This window comes from Pontibacter sp. T17 (assembly GCF_057219875.1).
Genome location: NZ_JBXVVW010000001.1, coordinates 1,235,118 through 1,256,110 on the forward strand (window position 1 = coordinate 1,235,118; position 20,993 = coordinate 1,256,110).

At 57.9% G+C, this 20,993-nt stretch carries 8 protein-coding genes; 5 read left to right on the top strand and 3 right to left on the bottom strand.

Annotation, left to right across the window (positions count from 1 at the left end; translation table 11 throughout):
• Positions 1-207: 207 nt before the first annotated feature.
• On the top strand, positions 208-7,857 hold the full coding sequence (locus AC2D8O_RS05525; protein WP_484677797.1) for a hypothetical protein: 7,650 nt from the start codon (positions 208-210) through the stop codon (positions 7,855-7,857).
• A 128-nt stretch (positions 7,858-7,985) separates the two neighbouring features.
• Here the strand turns inward: AC2D8O_RS05525 and carB are convergent, their stop codons facing one another.
• Positions 7,986-10,811: a carbamoyl-phosphate synthase large subunit gene (gene carB, locus AC2D8O_RS05530; RefSeq protein ID WP_484677798.1), complete on the bottom strand. Its 2,826-nt coding sequence runs from the start codon at positions 10,809-10,811 to the stop codon at positions 7,986-7,988.
• Positions 10,812-11,030: 219 nt separating this feature from the next.
• Here carB and AC2D8O_RS05535 point away from each other — a divergent pair, with 219 nt between their 5' ends.
• From AC2D8O_RS05535 to AC2D8O_RS05550, 4 genes are all read left to right on the top strand, one after another.
• Positions 11,031-12,632 carry a PAS domain-containing protein gene (locus tag AC2D8O_RS05535; protein ID WP_484677799.1) on the top strand — a complete coding sequence of 534 codons (1,602 nt, stop codon included), beginning with the start codon at positions 11,031-11,033 and terminating at the stop codon, positions 12,630-12,632.
• A 62-nt stretch (positions 12,633-12,694) separates the two neighbouring features.
• Positions 12,695-14,860: a hypothetical protein gene (locus tag AC2D8O_RS05540; protein ID WP_484677800.1), complete on the top strand. Its 2,166-nt coding sequence runs from the start codon at positions 12,695-12,697 to the stop codon at positions 14,858-14,860.
• 83 nt (positions 14,861-14,943) lie between these two features.
• Positions 14,944-16,458, top strand: coding sequence for a DASH family cryptochrome (locus AC2D8O_RS05545; RefSeq protein ID WP_484677801.1), 1,515 nt, complete (start codon positions 14,944-14,946; stop codon positions 16,456-16,458).
• Positions 16,459-16,521: 63 nt separating this feature from the next.
• Positions 16,522-16,869 carry a 4Fe-4S dicluster domain-containing protein gene (locus tag AC2D8O_RS05550; RefSeq protein WP_484677802.1) on the top strand — a complete coding sequence of 116 codons (348 nt, stop codon included), beginning with the start codon at positions 16,522-16,524 and terminating at the stop codon, positions 16,867-16,869.
• A 72-nt stretch (positions 16,870-16,941) separates the two neighbouring features.
• On the opposite strand, the gene AC2D8O_RS05555 is transcribed toward AC2D8O_RS05550, so the two are convergent.
• Together AC2D8O_RS05555 and AC2D8O_RS05560 are read right to left on the bottom strand one after the other, a co-directional pair.
• Positions 16,942-20,166, bottom strand: coding sequence for a WD40 domain-containing protein (locus AC2D8O_RS05555; protein WP_484677803.1), 3,225 nt, complete (start codon positions 20,164-20,166; stop codon positions 16,942-16,944).
• A gap of 90 nt (positions 20,167-20,256) precedes the next feature.
• Positions 20,257-20,973 carry a DsbA family oxidoreductase gene (locus AC2D8O_RS05560; protein WP_484677804.1) on the bottom strand — a complete coding sequence of 239 codons (717 nt, stop codon included), beginning with the start codon at positions 20,971-20,973 and terminating at the stop codon, positions 20,257-20,259.
• Positions 20,974-20,993: the final 20 nt, after the last annotated feature.

Here is a 20,993-nt window from a genome sequence, read left to right on the forward strand (position 1 = left end):
TTTATGCGTATAAAAAGTGCCTTCTTGTAGCAGAGAATGGGTGTTCGGTCTGTATCAGAATGGGACGGAATCGATAGTTAATCGATTGTCACTGAAAATGGTGATGACAATAAAGGCTGATTTATGCAACCGAATTAATAGATTTGCATGTCGTCGTTCTACGGGTAATACTGTAGGCCGTAGACGCAGATTAGGCACACCACCTTTATGAAAAACCCTCTACCCAAGCAGTGGGGATGGCTCCTCGCATTCCTGCTGTTGATGATTTCCCCCGCGGCCCACGCCACGATTTACTATTCGGCGAATGGGGTTCCTAACGCCAACTGGAACAGCCCAGGCAGTTGGACGTTGAACGCCACTGGCGGCGGTTTCACACTGGCTTCCTCCGGCCTCATTACGGCTGGTCCAGGCTCAGGACAGGGAAACGGCACTGTCGCCGACTCAGTCGTGATTCTGGAAGGCGCCACCATTGTGATGAACACAGCCACCGCGCGCACGATCGCCTATTTGGAGATTCGTTCTGGTGGCAGGCTGATCATTACCAATAACATCGCCCACAACCTGGGTGTTGTGGTGGGTCAGGGTACCATGCGGTTCACAGTGAACCCTACGGCGGTTACTGCTGCCAACGCTACCGCATTTATGTCTGCTACGGGTGGTACCGTAGAACTGGCGGGTGCAAGTCACACGGTTAGCAACACACTTTTCGGGCAGACCTACAATAACCTGACCCTTACCGGTGGCACTGCCAACAACAAGACCATTACCAGTCTGGTAACGAAAGGTACTCTGCGAGTTGACAGTCTGGCAACGATGGTGATTGACCATGCGGCTGTACGTACGATTTCAATTGGGGGTGACTTCACCATCACCAGCACCCTGCCTGCGGGTCAGTTCTCTGTTAACAGTTCGGCCGATGCCGGTAACCGGGAGCATGATATTACTGTAGGTGGCAACGCAACTTTTGGTGGTGCTGCCACGGTGCGCCTCAGTGCCTCCGCCACAACTTACCGCGTGAATATCAACTTCACTGCGGGTGATAAGAACCAGACTTTCGGCGTTAATTGCCCTACTACTGTCTATCGTGTGGTGGTAGACAAGGGTACGGATGCTACCTACGAACTGCATCTGTTTGCCAACAACACCAGCAACCTGACCATTCAGGGCCCCACCAATGCTTGTGGTGGCACAACAGGCGCCGACCTGCCCACTACCTGTAACAACGGCCTGGCCTTGCGTGCAGGCATTCTGCGTATTGGTGCCAACATCAACCTGGCAATGGCGATCGGTGGCAACTACAACATCGACTTTGATGCCGAGCTGCAGATTGACGGTGGCACGCTCACCTTTACCGGCGCTACTGCGATTGTGCCTTATGGCATTCTGCGTGTAAAGAGCGGTACACTCAATGCTACCATGAACGATGGTATTGCCATCCGCTATGGTGGCCAGTGGATCACCGAAGGCGGTACTACCAACGTGAACGGTTTCCGCGTAGCCCTCGTCGGTGGTGTTAACAACAAGCCCACCATTCGCATCACGGGTGGCACCATCAACCTGGCAGCCAACGGCAGTACCACTGCTAACATGAGTCTGGACGATCCAAACACGGTGTTCCAGATGAGCGGTGGCCAGATCAACATCATTAATAATGCCAACCGTAACTTCTGGAATGTTACCTCTGCTTCTGAGAACATTTCAGTGACAGGTGGCCTGGTACGCGTGCGCACCAGCTCAAGTGCCGGTAACATCATTGCAAACAACCCCTTCTGGGACCTGGAAGTGGTGCGCTACGGCAACAACAACTCTGTAACTGCTGCGTCGGCAATTACGGTTCTCAACGACCTGACAATCATTGACTCCACCGCTGGTGCAGCCAACGTGCTGACCATGGGGGCCAACAACCTGAGCGTAGGCCGGAACTTTGTCATCAATGCCGGTGCCGAGTTTGCACCGGGTACGGGCAGCTCTGTGCTTTCGTTCATTGGTCGGAACGGCAGCCGTTTTGAAAACCGGAACACAACGGGAACCTATGCGCTGCAAAACCTGACGGTAGATAAAGATGCTGATACCAGCACAGTTCGCCTCGTGAGCACAGGCCGTGCCACCAACAGCGTGTTTGCGACGGTAGCCCAAACGTTGAGCATAGTGCGCGGGCGGCTCGATTACAACGCATTTGAATTGGGTATTGCCGGGACGGTTTCCATAACTTCCACCAATACCCGCATCGGCGGCAGCACTTCTGCTGGTCGCCTGCACCTGACCAGCGCTTCGGCTCAGACCATCACGGTGCCAGCATCTGCCAACTTCCGCATTGGCCGCCTGCGGCTCAGCGGTGGGGGCCTCAAAACCCTTTCGGGCAGCAGCATCGACACGCTGAATGTACTTCAACTGGCGGGTGCCATTTTTGACATTGGCCTGAATGGCGTGATGGTGCAGGACTCACTGGTGGCTGGTACGGCCTTCTCTGCCACAAACCACATTCGCACTGCCGGCGATGCGGGCAACTCAAGTCTGATCCGCTTCATCGGTGCCGACGGTACTTATACCTGGCCACTGGGTACGTTCGAGTCGGCCGCAACGCGTTATCGCCCGGTCACCGCTACTTTCACGGGTGTAGCTGCCGCAGCTAACCGCGGCTACCTGGCCATCAGTTTTGATGTAGACCGTTACGCTGGTCTTGGTGGCGCCGACCCCAACGCACTGCAGGCACATTGGTTCACCCGCGTGGTGTCGGGCTTTGCCACACCTCCGACGGTTCGCTATACCTTCCAGTCGGTTGCAATTGACTGGCCTTCCGGTGTGGTAAACAATCCCAATACGTGGTTCCCCGGTGAGGTAAACCTCTCGACAGCAGCCCGCACCTGGCAGAATGGTGCAGGTGCCAGCATTGACGGCACTGGCTTGCTGACCCTGCCTACCGCGGGCCTTCCCGTGCGCAACGCAATGTTTGCAGCTGGCACTGGTACTGCTGCGGGTGATGCCTTCTTCGGCACGGTAGCACGCTTCTGGTATCGTGATGCTGCTGCCAATGGCGACGCGCAGGATGGCCAGCCCTGGAGCAACAACACCATCTGGTCTACCGACGCAACGCTCACCTACGATGGTGCCGCCTGCGCCTGTACGCCTACGGCTGGCTCGATTATCTATCTGTCGCGCGACCCTGACATTGCCGACCGCGACGGTGCACACTGGTTGTATACAGAAGGTGTTGGTGTCAACCTGCCTCCGGCGCTTGCTGGTGTGGTCTTTGAAGACCGTGGTGGCTCTGGCTGGGCACCCCGCATCACCATTCGCCAGACATCAGGTAACGTAAACCTGGGTCTGCTTCGCAAGGTGAGCACAACCTTCACTACGGAGATTTTTGTGGAGGGCCAGCCTGGAACGCCTGATGTGATTCCGACACTGGTAGGTACTGACTTTACCGAGTACAACGCCTCGGCAAACGCCCGCTTTAACTTCCGTGTGATGGGTGCCGGCGAACTGAATGTACTTGCATCGAATGGCTTCCCGACCACTTACCCCGAGCTTCGCATCGAGGGTAACGGCAACAATACCGACCGTTTTGTTGTGTTCGAAGACAACATCAACGTAAACGAATCGATCCTGCTTGACTTCGGTGGTGGCCTGCGCCTCCACGATGGTGCCAATGGCGACATTACAGTTGCAGAAGGTGTTCGCGTAGGCGCTCCAGGTGGTGGTGAATATGGCCGCATCGAGTTCAAAGCATCGGGCGCTGTGGCCCGTCGCCTCGAAATCCTGGGCACCTTTGCCAACGTAGCTGCCAACCCCGGTCTCCAGATCTCCGGCTCCAACTCGGTGTTTACGGTTAACAATGTAACCAGCGGTCCGACTGGTGCCCCGGCGCATCAACTGATTGTACATCGTGGTATTACGCTGTTGGCTGGCAACGCTACGCTGGATCTCTTCAGCGATGCAGCCACCGATCCCCGGCATGTTGACCTGTACTTCCGTGGTACACGTTCGGCTGTGTTTACCAACACGGGCGCAATCACGCCTCAGTTCAACCGACTCGTGATGGACAAGGAGCTGGCGGATTCTACCTTCCGTATCAACTCCAACTTCACCATCAGCACTGCGGCAGCTGGCGCTACCACTACCAAGCCGGTGGAACTCCGTACCGGTGTGCTGATTCTGAATCCGACGAGCACCTTTGTTACGCTGAACCTTACAACCGGTACTACCGATTTCAATATCCCGAGCACGGCGGGTCTGCGCCTGTTGAACAACGTGCGGGCGGTAGTAAGCAACACCGGCACCGATGCTTTCGGTATCAACCTGGATGGCTCTCTGATGCTGCGCGGCAACGCTACGCTTACCATGAGTGGTGGCAACGGCGTGGTCAGCAACATTACCTACTCGGCTTCCGGTCGCTCTACACTCGACTTCGGCGGTGGTAACGTTTATATCGATGGTGGCATCCGTCGCTCGGCACTGTCCAGCGGTGGTGTACTGCGCTATCGCCAGAGCAACGGTACGATTTACCTGGGTGACAGCATCACAACGGCTGCCCAAACGATGGTGCCCACCAATCGCGGCATTTTCGATATCGAGAACAATTCCGGCAGTACCTTCTCTATGCTGGGTGGTACACTGGTGATTGTGCGTCAGCGTACGACTGGTACATTCCCCGAGTTCTATATGAACCTCGTGGTGCCCGATGATTCCATGGCAGTGGGTGCGCAACTGCAACTGGGTACGGCCGCTGTTACCAACCCCACTGGTGTGGGTGTGAACGTGGCTGCAACGCCAGTAGCTCAGAACGGTATTCGTGTACAGAGCCGTATCGTCGGTGGTCTGAACGTAGTAGCAGGTGCAGGTGCGCTTGTTGGCAGCCAGCAGGTGAACAACCTGACTGTGCGTGGCAATGTGACCATCAATGCCAACACCACCTTCAACACAGGTGCACTGAATCTGACTGTACGTGGTAATTTCACCAATGCGGGCACTTACACCAGCACGGGTACTACCATCTTCAGCAGCCCCACCGCAAACCAAACGGTTACGGCTACTGCCAACACGACCTTCGGCAACCTGCAAATCAGCAACACCTTCACTGGTGGAACCGTTACGCTCGCAGGTGCAGGAACGGTAGCTGTAACAAGCAATCTTGAAATCCTCTCCGGCACTTTTGCCGATGGTGGTAAAACCGTGAACGTCGGTGGTAACCTGACCATCAATACCACCCATTCCGGTGCTGGTGCCATTCGGATGACGAAGGCAACCCTGCCACAGGCGGAGATCAATGCAACTGGTGGCGGCGCCCGCCAGGTACAGAACCTGACGATTGCGACCAACTCGGGTGTACGAACACTGGCGGCCTTCAACATCAATGGCACGCTGACATTCGATAACACCTTCTCTCAGCCTACTCTCGACATCGGTAACAACCGTCTGACCTTCACTGCAAACGCAGGCTCGCCCGCAAATGCCAACGGCCAACGTTTCATTGTGATGTCAGGTGCAGTAGGTGCGGAGGGTGTAGCCAAACAGTTTGCAGCCGCACCAGTAGGTGTTACGTTCGACCTCCCCATTGGGGTAACGGGCAAGTATACTCCTGCCAGCTACACTATTTCTGGTACGGGCAGTCCCTTGCTTCGTGTGAAGGCTGTTAACAGCAAGAACCCCGCAACGCAGGGTGCTGGTCGTACGCCTACGCCGATCAACCGCGCGTTGAGCTACTACTGGAACGTTGCGCAGGCTTCTGGCAACATCACTTCTCTCCAGCAGCGTTACACCTACGCCCAAGCCGATGTTCCAGCAGGCGATGAGACAGATTATCGCGCTGGCTACATCAATGCCGGTCTCAATTCATGGATTGTAGAGACGGTGCCTGATACGATGTCGGTAAACACGACGACAAACGTCATCACGTTCAACAACCGTTCGAACATTGCTTCCGACTACACCGCGGGCCAGTATGTAAGCCCAGCGGATCCACGTGAGTTTGGTGATATCGCTGTGTATTACTCCAGCGGTGTTTCCAGCAACTTCAATGCGCTCACTTCATGGTGGACAACGCCCACGGGCCCAACCAACCCAACGGTGGCTCCGAGCCCCTCGGCTGCTGGTGGTGCTGCCCGTCTGGTTATTCAGAATGGCCACTCCATCATCGCCGACCAGGACAACCTGCAGGCATTTGCCGTCGACATCTGTCCCACCTGTACACTTGATGTACAGGGTAACATTGGCCAGGTCTACAACCGAGTTACGGGCTCCGGTTCGCTGCGTATGGCCCCCCTTACTGGTGCTTCGGTAGCCAACCTGCCTGATGCTGATTACAGCTCGTTCACTACGGCAACTGGCGGTACCTTCATTTTTGGTGGTACGGCGGTGAACTACACCATTCCTGCTTCATTGACTCAGGTGCGCAACATACGCCTCGAAGGAACGGGCAACCGTACCATCGGCAATAACATGACGGTGCTCGGAGACGTAGCAGTAGCTGGTGGTAACTTTGGCTTTGGCAGCAACACGCTGACTGTAGGTGGTAACTTCAGCCACACTGGTGGTACGGTTGCCAAGAGCGGTAGCGTAGTGTTCAATGGTACGGCTCAACAGACCTTTACCGGTATTACAGCTGGTACTAACTTCAACAACGTAACCATCAATAATGCGGCCGGTCTGGTAATTGCTCCTGCTGGCGGTAATCTGGTGGTAGACGGTGTGCTGACCTTTACCAATGGTATCATCACCGGTAACGTGAGCAACGCTACCAACCCTGATGCCGCGGGCAGCGTATACTTCACTGCCAACGGTTCGCATACTGGTGCCAGCATTACCAGCCACATTCGGGGCTGGATACAGAAGAAGTCGAACGGTGGTCTCACCTTCAGCTTCCCAACGGGCGACAATGGTGTGTATGTAGACTACCGCCCAATTGAAATTTCCTCGGCGTCAAACAACACCTGGCGCGCGCGCTTCTTCGGTGCGGGTTATCCCGACGTGGATGTAGTAGCCGCTGGTGTAGACCAGGTAGGTGCCACGCGTGAGTGGTGGCGTGTAAGCGATACCACCAACGGCGGCACAGCCTCGGTGCGGGTGTTCTGGGGTTCGGGCAGTTTGGTTGATCCTGCTGCTACTGTTTCCAACTTCCGCGTAGGTGTCTACAATGTTGGCACCGGCCGCTGGGAGCCCTCGCTGAGCTCACCCTCTGGTACCACTGCCGCTGGCAGCGTGCTTACCAACTCGCCTTTGACCTTCAGCGCCAAGGATATCTCGCTGTACTCACAGGGTTCGCCTCTGCCAGTAGAATGGCTGATGTTCCGTGGCTACATGGATCCGGCGGGCAAGGTGTACCTGAACTGGGCTACTGCATCTGAACTCAACAACAGCCACTTCATCGTAGAGCGCTCGGTAGACGCCCTCACTTTCACGCCGCTGGGCCGCGTGCAGGGCAATGGCACCACCAACGTAGTGTCTAACTACCAGATGATGGATGAAGCTGCACCCCAGGATCAGCCGTTCATCTACTACCGTCTGAAGCAGGTAGACTTCGACGGCCAGTCGAGCTACTCGCCGATTATCGAACTGGATGTACAGCAACGCCTCTCCGGCGACCAGCGTGACCGCAACAATCAGTGGACGCTGGCTCCCAACCCTGTAGTGGGCGAAGACCTGAACATCCTGCTGACTGGTTTCGATGTGAACCCTTACGATGCTCACCGTGTGACGCTCATCAGCCCTAATGGCAATGTTGCCTTCGTAGGCCGTGGCACACTGGCCCAAGTGGCTAACAGCCTGCGCCAGCAGATGAGTGCACTACAGGCAGGCATCTACAGCCTTGTAATCGAAAGCGGCAATGCCCGCCAGAACATCCGCCTTGTGAAGTTCTGAGTCGGCTGACGCTGGAAGCACAACAGGCACCCTTCATAGGGTGCCTGTTTCTTTTTGCTTGGATGTGAAAGGCATCACAAAAAAAGCCCCCGTCATATGGCGGGGGCTTTCGGTATCGTGGGGCTGGCTTAGCGGCTTAGATAAAGGTTGCGCTCGGAGTACAGCTTTTGGAAGAACTCATCTTCCAGCGAAGCAATGAAGCGGATTTCCTCGCCCGTAGACTTCATTTCGGGTCCCAGCTCCTTGTTCACGTTGGGGAATTTATTGAATGAGAAGACCGGAAGCTTTATGGCGAAGCCATCGAGATGGCCGGGCAGGTCAAAATCGGTCAGCTTATGCGTGCCCAGCATCAGCTTGGTGGCATAGTTGACGTATGGCTTGCCGTAGGCTTTGCAGATGAAAGGCATGGAGCGCGAAGCTCGTGGGTTGGCCTCAATGACGTACACCACCTCGTCTTTCACGGCAAACTGGATATTGATGAGGCCTTTCACTTTCAGGGCCACAGCAATTTTGCGGGTGTAGTCTTGTATCATCTCCTGCACCTTCGGGCTGAGGGTGAAGCAGGGCAATACCGCTGTGCTGTCGCCAGAGTGGATACCCGCGGGTTCGATGTGTTCCATCAGGCCGCAGACATACACGTCGTCTCCGTCACACAGGGCATCTACCTCACACTCAACGGCGCCGTCGAGAAAGTGGTCGATAAGGACCTGGTTGCCGGGCAGGTCGGCCAGGACGTCAATTACGTGCGACTCCAGCTCGTCGTCGTTGATGACAATGCGCATGCGCTGGCCACCCAATACATAGCTGGGACGCACCAGCACCGGGTAGCCGATGTCATTGGCTACATCTACGGCATCGCCAGCGTTGAGGGCTACGCCGAAAGGGGGGTAGGGAATCCCGAGGTCGCGAAGCAGGGTGGAGAAGCGGCCACGGTCTTCGGCCAGGTCAATGCTGTCGAACGAGGTGCCAATGACCGGGATGCCGTATTTGTGAATCTTCTCGGCCAGCTTGAGTGCTGTTTGGCCACCCAGCTGTACAATGACGCCTTCGGGTTGCTCGTGGCGAATGATGTCATAGACATGCTCCCAGAACACGGGCTCGAAGTAGAGCTTGTCGGCGATGTCGAAGTCGGTGGAGACGGTTTCGGGGTTGCAGTTGACCATGATGGTCTCGAAGCCGGCTTCCTTGGCCGAGAGTACCCCGTGCACGCAGGAGTAATCAAACTCGATGCCCTGACCAATCCTGTTGGGGCCACTGCCGAGAATCAGCACCTTGCGGCGGTCGCTGCGTATGCTTTCGTTCTGTCCGTCGAAGGTAGAGTAGAAGTAGGGGGTCTGGGCGTCAAATTCTGCGGCGCAGGTATCTACCATCTTAAAGACGCGTTCGATGCCCAGTTCTACGCGCCGGGCGTGGATTTCGCTTTCCAGGCAGCCAACGAGGTAAGCGATCTGGCGGTCGGCAAAGCCCATGCGCTTGGCTTCGCGCAACAGCTCTTCGGGCAGCGATTGCAGGTCGTGGCCGGCCAGCTCCTGCTCCACTACCGTCACACGCTTGATCTGGTGCAGGTACCACTTGTCGATGTGCGTGGCCTTCTCGATGGTCCGGGTAGGTACCCCCAGCATCAGGGCATCATGGATGCGGAAGAGGCGGTTCCAGGTGGGGGTGTGAATGTCGGCCATGAGCTTGTCATGGTCGCGCAGCTCCTTGCCGTCGGCGCCCAGGCCGTTGCGCTTGATCTCGAGGCTCTGGCAGGCTTTCTGCAGGGCCTCGGTAAAGCTGCGGCCTATCCCCATGACTTCGCCCACGGACTTCATCTGCAGGCCCAGCGTGCGGTCGGCCCCCACGAACTTGTCGAAGTTCCAGCGCGGAATCTTCACGATGACATAGTCGATGGCGGGTTCAAAGAACGCACTGGTGGTCTTGGTGATCTGGTTGCTGAGCTCGTGCAGCCGGTAGCCGATGGCCAGCTTTGCGGCAATCTTGGCGATGGGGTAGCCCGTGGCCTTGGAGGCCAGTGCCGATGAGCGGCTCACGCGCGGGTTCACTTCGATGACTACGATGCGCCCGGTTTCGGGTTGCATCGCAAATTGCACGTTGCAGCCGCCAGCAAAGTTGCCACCCTTGGTTACCAGTGCGTTTACCACCATGAGGGCTTGGTCGCGCATCTTCTGGTAGTGGGTATCGGCCAGCGTCAGTGCAGGGGCTACGGTAATGGAGTCGCCGGTGTGTACGCCGGTGGGGTCAAAATTCTCGATGGGGCAGATGACGATGAAGTTGCCATCAGCATCGCGCATCACTTCCAGTTCGTATTCCTTCCAGCCGAAAATGCTTTCCTCGATAAGTACTTCATGTACAGGGCTGGCGTGCAGGCCGTGATTGAGGGCGCCATCGAAATCTTCTTTGCGGTGTACAAAACCACCCCCTGTGCCGCCGAGCGTGAACGAAGCGCGGATGACCAACGGGAAGCCAATCTGTTGTGCCACTTCCTTGCCTTCGAGAAAGGAGCGGGCAATACGAGCCTTGGGCACGTCGATGCCGATTTCAGTCATGAGCTGACGGAACTTCTCGCGGTCTTCGGCAAGGTCGATGGCGCGGAAATCAGCGCCGATTACCTTGACATTGTGCTTTTTCCAGAGGCCAGCCTTCTCGCAGTCCATGCAGAGGTTAAGGGCCGTCTGACCGCCCATGGTCGGCAGTACAGTGTCAATATCGTTTTCCTCAAGTATCTGTGCGATACTCTGGCGGGTGAGCGGCTTCAGGTAAACACGGTCCGCGGTGAGCGGATCGGTCATGATGGTAGCCGGGTTGGAGTTGATGAGCGTCACCCTGATGCCTTCTTCGCGAAGCGCCCTCGCTGCCTGAGTTCCACTATAATCAAATTCACAGGCCTGGCCGATGATGATCGGACCACTGCCTATCAGCAGGATGTGGCGGATGGAAGTGTCGCGGGGCATAACGGAGAAGAAGAACGCAAAAACCGCGCAAAGTTAGGGCTTATTCCAAACGATGCCAGAGGCCTGCTGCGTTAAGTTCTTGTTGAAACACTTTTCGGTGCAAATCACGGCCGGGATTGGCATTTTTAACACCCTGCGGGCGGTAATGTTAAGCCTGTCTGCTTTTTTTGCATTAGCCTGATTCCTACAGACAAACAAACCCACGCTATGCAATCTGGTATGACCTCTCCTATGGCGGATTCACCGCCAGCGATGGAACAAGCTGAACTGAAGAAACTTCAATTAGAGCTGGCGCAGTTGCGGGCTTCGCGCGAGGAATTCGAGCGCCAGCGCTTTGTGGATACCAACCTCAACCACTTTCTGCAGCTGATGCGCTGGCAGACGGGCGACTCGCTCCAGACCTGGGCCGAGCGTCTGCTGGACTCGCTTATTCCATTCCTCAATGGGCTGCATGCGGCGCTGTATGTTGTGGATGAGAAGCGCTCCCAAACGCTCATACTTGCAGGTGGATATGCCTGCCCCGAAGACGTAATCCGCGAACTGACGTTCGGGCAAGGGCTGACTGGCCAGGTGGCCAAAAATAGAGAAGCCATTTACCTCGACGACCAGTCGAGCTTTCAGGCTTACACACACTCGTCACTGGCCAAGGTAGAGGCCCGGGTGTTCCTGGTGCAGCCACTCGTGTTTAATGACAAGGTGGAGGGCGTATTGGAAGTTGCGGCACTGGTGCCGCTGAAGCAGGAGATCATGGAACTGCTGCGGATGCTGAGCCAGGCCATTGCTGCAAATATGAACACCATCCGCAGCCAGATGCGGATTCAACTGCTGCTGGAACAGGCGCAGGAGCGAGAGCAGGCCCTGCGAGCGCAGGAAGAGGAGATGCGCCAGAATATGGAGGAGCTGGAGGCAACCCAGGAGGAAATGCGACGGGTGCAGAATGAACTGACCCGAAAGGAGAATAACCTCAACGCCATCATCAACCAGACGACCGACAGCATCACCCTGATTGATGCACAGTATAAGCTGATCGTAGACAACGATGTGGTAAAGGCGCGCCGCCGGGCAGTGTGGGGCGTGGCACTGGAGCCGGGACAGAGTGTGTTTGATGGCTTCCCGAAAGAGTACCACGAGACCTGGAAAAACTACTACGACAAAGCCCTGAGCGGCGAGGCGCAGAAGTTTGTAAACCAGCGTAAGGATGGCGATATAACCCGGTACATAGAGTACAACGTGTACCCTACGCGCGATGCGCAGGGGCAGGTCTTCGGGTGTGCCATCATTTCGCGCGACATCTCGGACCGCTATCACATGCAGGAGCAACTAGAACAGCTGCTACAGGATGCACAGTCGCGCAACGACGAACTGAACTCGCGGGAGGAAGAACTGCGCCAGAATCTGGAAGAGCTGCAGGCTACGCAGGAGCAGATGCGCCGCATGCAGGAAGAGCTGCGGGTGAGCGACGAGCGCCTGCGCAACCTGTCGAGTAATGCGCCAGTAACGCTGTACCAACTGCGGGTTAATCTGAACACAGACGACCGCCAATTCCTGTACGTGTCGGACAACGTGAAGTCGTTGCTGGGGTACACACCTGCCGAGTGGATGGCGCTGGGAAATATGGGTTTTGACGACGTGGTGCACCCAGAGGACCGCGAGGCCATGAGCCGCAGCTTTCTGGAAGCTATGCAGCATCGTACGCCCTTTGACCACACAGCGCGTATGCGCATGAAGAATGGGCGCTACCGTAAAGTGCTGATGCGAAGCAACATGCGTTTCCTTTCGGACGGCGTAGTAGAGAATGACGGATTCCTGCTGGAAGCCTGAAACGAGCCAGGCGGCTGATTGGCTATCTTGGCGCTGCGCTACTGTTCCCGTCTGGCGATTACATGGAATTCTCATACTCTCCCTGGCTGCTGTTGCCGGGCGCGCTATTGGCGCTGGCGGCAGCGGGCTGGGCTTACTGGCCTTACCTGCGCCCGCTTTTTCGGCGCGAGCATCCGGTGCTGCCCACTTATCAGGTAGCACTGCTGACGGGCCTGCGGTTGCTGGCACTATCACTGGTAGTGCTGCTGCTGGTAGGGCCTGTTGCGTCGCTGGTGCGCGAGCGGGTAGAGAAGCCGATAGTGGCCGTGGTGGTGGACAACAGCCAAAGCATGGTGGCCAGCCGCGATTCGGCATTTGTGCGCCGCCAGCTACCCGAGAATGTGAAAGCTCTGTCCCAGGCGTTGGCACGCCAGGATGCTGAGGTGTCGCTGCTTTCTTTCGATCTGGGCATACGGCCTCTGGGCTCGCCCGATTCGTTGCGCTTCGACCAGCAGGGCACCGATGTGGCCCGGGCACTGGATGATGTCACGACGCTGATGGCGCAGCGGAATCTGGCGGCGGTAGTGCTGGTGTCTGATGGCATTTCGACCGAAGGAGGAAACCCTGTTTTGGGTGCAGGGCAACTGTTGGCGCCAGTGTATTCCGTTTTGGTGGGCGACACATTGCAGCAAAAGGACCTTCGTGTCGAAAACATTCTGGCGAATGACATCGCATACAAGGGTGCTGAAACGCCCCTGCGGGCCTCGCTTCGCAGTTTTGGCTTTGCGGCACAACAGGTAGAGGTTCGCCTCTTGCAGGCAGGCAAGGTGCTGGAACGGCGTAGAGTGATGCTGCCTGCCGAAGGCAAGGCTGAAGTTGATTTCATTGTGAAGCCTGGGGTGGCAGGCATGGTGGAATATGAAGTGGCAGTGGAAGTGCTGCCGGGGGAGTTCACGGCCCGCAACAACCGCCAGCGGGCTTACATCAATGTGCTGGAGACGAAGCAGAAGATTGTGCTGCTGGCAGGTGGACCCCACCCTGACATTGGAGCGTTGGAGGCTGCCCTGGGACAGTTGGACCGCTACGAAGTGGTGACCCTGGCACGCAAGGACGAAAGCAGCTTCTACCGAAACCCGACGCCCGCCGACCTTGCCGCTGCTGGGCTCTTCATTCTGCACAACTTTCCTTCCAGTCTGGCCGACCGCGAGCTGCTGAAGCAGGTGCTGGCTCAGGTTGACAGTCGGCAGGTGCCCCTGTTCCACATCATCGGTACCCGAACGCTGACGCAGGTAATGCAGGGGAGCGGCAATTATCTGAGCATCGCCCTGCAGGGGCCAACGGTCCGTCGTGCTACAGAGACGCTCCTGCAACTCACGCCAGGTTATCGCTACCACTCCACCTTTACATTCGACGAGAATTTTTACGAATGGCTGGCCGATGCACCGCCACTGTTGCGGCCCGATGGCGACTGGCAGCCACGACCCGGTGCGGAAGTCTACGGCACTGCCAACATACGTGGCTTTGCACTGGCCGCCCCCATGTTCGCCATACAGGAAGCGCAGGGCCGCAAAACCGTTACGCTGCTGGGCGAGGGACTGTGGAAATACCGTGCCTACGACTTCTCGTCGGGTAAGAGCTTCGACCGCTTCGATACCTGGATGCAGAACCTGGTGCAGTGGCTGGTGGTGAAAGACGACCGCCGGAAGTTTAAAGTGCGGGCCGCGCGTCAGCTGTTTCAGGGCAACCAGCCTGTGCTGTTCAAGGGGCAGGCATACGACGACAGTTACCGCCCACTGGCCGATGCCGAAATCAAACTGGTGCTGACCGACAGCAACCGCCGCAAGCAGGAGTATTTCCTGCGGCAGGCTGCTCCAGGTAGCTACCTGCTGGAACTGCCGCCGCTGCCTGAAGGTGCCTATTCCTACGAAGCGACAGGCCGCAAGGATGGCCGGGACATTGGCCGCGATGCCGGGCGTTTTTCCGTAGGACGAAGTATGGCCGAATATGTGCGGCTACAGGCCGATGCCGGGCAGTTGCGCCAATTATCTGTGCGCACAGGTGGCCGCATGGTGCTGGCCCGCGATATGGCAGCCCTGGCCGATTCGGTTGTGGCTCAGGCTGCGTTCAGGCCCATGTTGCAGCAGGAGGTGCAGAGTACGGCTCTCCACGATCATCTGTGGCCGCTGTTGCTGCTGCTGATCTTCCTCTCGACAGAATGGGTGCTGCGCAAACGCTGGGGGCTGGCTTGAGGGCCGAACCTTTTTCCGCACTTTTGCCTTCCCAATGACAGTGCCAGTAATCGCTGGCCCGACAGCCTGTTTCTCCTGTTTACATGCGCTCAATCCTCTGGTTTCGTAACGACCTGCGCCTGCACGACCATCCAGCATTGCTGCATGCAATAGCCGATGGCGAGGTGCTGCCGGTGTACATTCACACGCCACGGCAGCAGGGCGGTACGCACTTTTACGGCTTCCCGCGGCTCACGGTGCACAAGGCCCGTTTTCTGTTGGAGTCGCTGGCCGAGCTGCGGCAAGCGCTTCAGAAGCGCGACAGTACCCTGCTGTACCGCGAAGGACGCCCGGAAGTTGTGCTGAAGCAGCTGGCCGAAACCTGGGGGGCTCAACAGATTGTCGTTCATGAAGAAGGCGGCACAGAAGAGGCGCAGGATGTGGCACGCGTGACACAGGCCGTAGCCCCGCTGGGCGTATCAGTGGTGAGTGTGTGGGGCTATTCGCTCTATCATCCTGATGACCTGCCGTTTGACCTGGCCCATCTGCCAGAGATGTTCACCGAGTTCAGGAAGCGGGTGGAGGCTGGCGCACTGGTACGCCGGCCCCTGCACACACCTACACGGCTGCTGACGCCCGATGCGCCCGCCGCTGGCAGCCTGCCAACCGTGGAGCAGCTGACAGATTATGCGCATCCGCTGGTAGCCGAGGCGATGGAAGACCGGGGGCGGCTCCCTGCGGGCAACGTGTATGCAGGTGGCGAAACCGCTGGTTTGGCCCGCGTGCAGCAGTACCTGTGGGATGCGGATCTGCTGCGCCGCTACAAGGACACCCGAAACGGCATGCTGGGATTGGATTACAGCAGTAAGTTTTCCCCTTGGCTGGCCGTGGGTGCGCTCTCCCCGCGGTATGTGTGGGAGCAGGTGCAACAGTATGAGCAGCAGCGCGTTCGCAACGACAGTACGTACTGGCTGGTGTTTGAACTGCTCTGGCGCGATTACTTCCGCATGATTCTGCACAAGCATGGGGCACGCCTGTTCTTTGCAGAAGGCATACAGCGGTTGCCATTTCCCTGGAGCGACGACGAAGACCTGTTCCGCGCCTGGGCGCTGGGCCAGACGGGCTATCCCATCATAGACGCGGCCATGCGCGAACTCATCGCCACAGGGTTTATGGGCAACCGCGCTCGCCAGCTGGTGGCCAGCTTCCTGACCAAGAACCTGGGGCTGGACTGGCGCATGGGCGCCGAGTGGTTTGAGGCCTGGCTGATGGACTATGACGTGAGCAGCAACTATGGCAACTGGCAGTATGCGGCAGGCGTGGGTAACGACGCCCGGGGCTTCCGGTACTTCCACATTCCCAAGCAGGCCGAGCAGTATGACCCGCAGGGAGCGTATGTGCGCTACTGGTTGCCCATGTTGGCCGAGATGCCCAACGCGCGGGTACATGCCCCTGGCAGCGTGGAAGGATACCCCGCGCCTGTGGTAGACCTGATGGCGAGCCTGAAGCGCAATGAGCGCCTCTATAGCGAAGCCCTGGCCGATCCGCGCCTGCACAAAGGCAACTTCCGGCTGCAGAAGTTCGTGCGCCGCAGCGCCCACGACCGCCGCCGCAACTAATTGATACAGTTTTGGGTTTTAGGGAAAGGTTTGCCGAACTTTGCGGCGCCAAAACACGCTGATATGGCCATTCACATCACAGAAGAGTGCATCAACTGCGGCGCCTGCGAGCCCGAGTGCCCCAATACTGCCATCTATGAAGGTGGTGCCAAATGGACGTTTGCCGACGGTACCAACCTGACTGGCAGCATTGATTTTGGTGGCGGCATCGTCATTGAAGCTGGCCAGAAGATGGATCCAATCTCGAACGAGATCTACTACATCGTACCCCAGAAGTGCACCGAGTGCCAGGGCTTCCACGAAGAACCCCAGTGCGCGGCCGTGTGCCCGGTAGACTGCTGCGTACCCGACCCCGAGAACGTTGACAGCAAGGACGACCTGCTGGCCCGCAAGGCCTGGCTGCACGCCTGACGGTTACCCAACTGATACAAATGAAAGGGCACCCATTGGGTGCCCTTTCTGCTGGTACAGGGTAGTTGAAGCCTACCAGACCCGGAAATCGTTGCGGAGGTTCTCGGCACGGCTGGTGGGGGTTTGGCGGCCCTCGGTGAGGCGCGGTACCTTGGAGATGACAAACCGCTGAAGCTCGGACAGCGCCACCTTGCCATCGGTGTTGTAGTCGGCCTTGCGGTCTTTCAGGCCCGAAAGCACACAGTAGGTGAACACGCCGTTGTTCCATACGGCGCTTTCCAGCGCAAACTCATTGCCCCCGGCTGAGGAGATGACGACAGTGCCAGTGCCCTGGCGCATGTCGGTAAATAGCACACGGGCCAGTTCGGCAGCATTGTTGGTGCCAAAGGCTTTTTTGCGGCGGCGCATGACACCGCCGGCACGGGCCGTAACGCGCTCGCCGGGCAGTGTTTCAGATGTGGTGACGGGGTGTATGCCGGGTGCGGCTCCCGCTGCGGAGGCATCGTCTACCTCGCCCGAGTGGCAGGTGTCCATGAGCAGGAGTTTGCGCAGGGGCTTCAGGCCGTCGAGCAGGCTCTCTAGGTCATCGTAGCTGAGGCCACGGCCGGCGGGGTTGGCAAAGTCAATGTCGTGCGTGGCAAAGTAGTAGTCATAGTTCTCTGCCAGCAGCCCGTGCCCTGCAATGAACACCACAATCTGGTCGTCGATGCCTGCCGGGCTCAGAAAACTCTGTTTGGCTGCCAGAATGGCCTCGCGGGTGGCTTCGGCGTCGCCAATGAACTTCACCTTCACTTCGCTGTACAGTTCGGGTGTCAGCTTCAGGGTAGCGATGAGGTCGTTGGCGTCCTTGTTGGCGTAAGTGAGGTTAAACTCCGACTGCTGGTAAGCCGATACGCCCACTGCCAGCACATACAGTACGGGCTTGCGCTTGCTGGGGTTGTCGTAGTTGACTTCCACATACTGGGGTATGCTGGCTACGCCTCGCTCGTTGTAGGCCACTACGACAATCTCGTTGGTGCCGCTGCCCAGAGGCACATCAATAGTGCCGTTGAAGCTGTCTCCCGACAGCGCAAAGCCCGTTTTGCCATTGACGGGTACGTCGTTCACCAGCACTTCCAGCCGGCGCAGTTGGTAGCGCGGGTCGTGTATTGCAAGGGGCAGTTTCAGTACAGGCTGCTGCACCAGCAGTGGGATGGAGGTATGTGGTAGCTCCACTACCGGCTGTTCCAACTCGGTTTCCAGATCTTCGGGCTTGTAGCCCAGGCGCTTCAGGCGGTTCTGATACGCCCGTTGGTACGACTGTATGAGCGTTGGGGGTGTGAGGCCGATACGGGCCAGCACCAGGTCGGGACGGTTGTACTTGAGGTCAAATGCCTCGAAGGGCAGCATCTGCTCGCCTTTGCGGAAGGCCAGTGCCCGCGCAGCGCCACGCGAGCAGGTGTAGTAGTTGCCTGGAATGCGGATGAGGTAATCGCCCTCGCCGGTGGTAAAAGCCTCGGCTTTCAGGTCGCCAGTGTTGGCGTCCCACAGGCGGATGGTACCGTCTTCGGTGGCAGTGGCAATGAGCGTGCCATCAGGTGAGAGGGTAGCGGCCACTACGGCTCCTGAATGCCCTGTGAGCTTGCGGATGACGGTGCCAGCGGTGGCATCCCACAGGAAGACTTCCTCATTCCCCGCAGCAGAGACAATGCGGCTGGCATCCTGCGAAATGGAGGCGAACAGCACTTCGGTGTTGTGGCCCTGCAGGCGCTTCAGCTCCTGGCCCGACTTGAAGTCAACCAGCTGAATATCGTTGCCCTGCGTTACGACGGCGGTGCGGTTGTCGCCCGCCATAGCGCCACGGAACAGGCGATTGGGGATTTTCTCCAGTATGGCACCTGTTTCGGCATCCCAGCGGATAAGCTGCTTGTCGCGCCCGCTGGAGATGATGACCTTGCCACCCTCGGCAAAATCCACAAACGTAACAGGCCCCAGGTGGCCCAGGAGCGTACGTTCCAGCGCACCGGTTTCCAGGTTCCAGACTTTGATTTCCTTGCTGAATTTGGTGTAGCTGAGGGCGCGTTTGCCGTCGGGCGACACCGCGGCATAGTCGGTGTCTTCCTTGCCGGAGAAGTTGATGCTCATGCGGCCATTCTCGAGGTCAAGCCGGAGCGACGACTGGAAGCGGCGGGCGATGAGCAGCTGTTTGCCGCCCTGCACAAAGGATAGAAAGAGCGGTTTGGAGAAGTTCTGGGTGCTTCGAAAGGTGCGGATTTCGCGGCCGGTGGCAATGTCCCACAGCTTCATGGTGTTATCGCGGCTGGCAGAGAGGGCCAGTCTGCCATCGGGTGAGGCCGCCAGTGCAATGACGCCACCTCGGTGGGCTTTCATGACGCGCCCTGTGGCTTTGGCCTGTTTGCCAGCACCAAGGGTCCGCATCGAGTCAATGTCCCAATACCGCAGCGTTTTGTCACGGCCGCCTGTGAGCAGGTGTTTCTGGTCGGGCATGAGGCGGGCAAATACGGGTCCGCCGCCATGGGCGCCTACGCCTACGCTTTCGATGGACTTGTCGCCCTCGAAGCTGCGGTACAGGACCACGCTGAAGGGGTTGGCGCTTTCATCTGAGGTACCATAAGCAGAGAGCAGGCACTTGTTGTCGTCAGACAGCTGGATGGAAAACACGTACACATCCAGAATGAACTTGGGCATGGCGGCCAGAAAGGTCCAGCGTTTGACCTCGGCACCGGTGCTGAGGTCGAACAGGATGCTTTCCTTGGGGTCTGACCCGGCCGAGGCTACATACAGGCCGTCTTTGGAGAACGTGACTGCGTTGATGGCAAACTTGTGGCCTTTGATTTCCTTCTGCAGTTTGCCAGTGGCTACGTCCCAGATGCGCACCAGCAGGTCGTCGCCACCAGTGGCCAGGAGTTTGCCGTCGGGAGAGAATGCCAACGTGTTGACCTTGCCCGTGTGGCCTGACAGGAGAGCTTTTTGCTGGCCGGAGCGGCGGTCCCAGAGGCGGACGGTGCCGTCTTCGCTGCCCGAGGCCAGGGTCTCGCCATTGGGATGAAAGGCGACGGCGCGCACATCGCCGGTATGGCCATAGTAGGTGCGGATTTCGTAGCCTGAGGCGATGGACCAGAGCTTAAGGGTGTTGTCGGCGCTGCCGGACAAGGCAAACTGGCCGTCAGGAGCATAGGCCAGTGCCAGAATACGGTCGAGGTGTCCGGTCTGGACAATCGGTTCAACGGCAGGTTCCTGCGCCAGCAGCCTTGTGGGCAGCCAGCACAGCCAAAGAAGGAGCAACAGACGGGGCATGAATGGCAGAGGTTTGCTGCCAAGCTAGCCAAGCCCACCGGAGGGTGTAGAAATCTGACAGTCAGGGACGGTGAAATTGCCGCGTATGGGTCAGCAGTCGCCGTCTACAGTACAAGCACTGCCATCGGCTGCTTCGGGCACATTCACTACGTGGGGCTCGTGCACCTTCTGCCAGGCTGATTGCAGTGCGTTTATGAACGCGAAGGTGTCCTGGGCCCCCTGCACCACAAACTGCTGGTTGAAGAGGAAGAAGGGCACGCCGCCTATGCCAATCTGTTGGGCCAGTTGGGCTTCGCTGCGCACGACATCAGCAAACGAGCCAGACGCCAGCGTACGGGTGGCTTCGGCTCCATCAATGCCCGCTTCCTGTGCCAGCTGCACCAGGGTGGGGTGGTCGCCAATGTTCTTGCCTTCGGAGAAATAGGCTTTCATCAAACGTTCTTTCATGACGTCGCCCCTGCCATGCTGCTTGGCAAGCTGCAACAGGCGGTGAGCATCGAAGGAGTTGGCCACGACGAGGCGGTCGAAGTCGTAGACGAGCCCCACTGAACGGGCCATAGTAGCTACCTGGCGGTGCATTGCGATAGACCAGTTGCGGCTCTGGCCCTTGCGGCGTGCCAGATAGTCGTAGATGTCTACTCCCGGCTGGGGCGCCATATCCGGATCCAGCAGAAAGCTGTGCCACACTACCTCAACTTGGTCTTTGAAGGAAACGGCTTCCAATGCAGCCTCGAGGCGGCGTTTGCCAATGTAGCAGAAGGGGCACAGTACATCTGACCAGATGTCGAGGCGGAGCGTGGGCGTCATAGCAGTATGATAGTGGCTGT

Bases quoted from the DNA above. Each gene is read 5' to 3' on its own strand.
- AC2D8O_RS05560 (WP_484677804.1), bottom strand. From the start codon at position 20,973: ATGACGCCCACGCTCCGCCTCGACATCTGGTCAGATGTACTGTGCCCC.
- AC2D8O_RS05540 (WP_484677800.1), top strand. From the start codon at position 12,695: ATGGAATTCTCATACTCTCCCTGGCTGCTGTTGCCGGGCGCGCTATTG.
- carB (WP_484677798.1), bottom strand. From the start codon at position 10,811: ATGCCCCGCGACACTTCCATCCGCCACATCCTGCTGATAGGCAGTGGT.
- AC2D8O_RS05555 (WP_484677803.1), bottom strand. From the start codon at position 20,166: ATGCCCCGTCTGTTGCTCCTTCTTTGGCTGTGCTGGCTGCCCACAAGG.
- AC2D8O_RS05535 (WP_484677799.1), top strand. From the start codon at position 11,031: ATGACCTCTCCTATGGCGGATTCACCGCCAGCGATGGAACAAGCTGAA.
- AC2D8O_RS05545 (WP_484677801.1), top strand. From the start codon at position 14,944: ATGCGCTCAATCCTCTGGTTTCGTAACGACCTGCGCCTGCACGACCAT.
- AC2D8O_RS05525 (WP_484677797.1), top strand. From the start codon at position 208: ATGAAAAACCCTCTACCCAAGCAGTGGGGATGGCTCCTCGCATTCCTG.
- AC2D8O_RS05550 (WP_484677802.1), top strand. From the start codon at position 16,522: ATGGCCATTCACATCACAGAAGAGTGCATCAACTGCGGCGCCTGCGAG.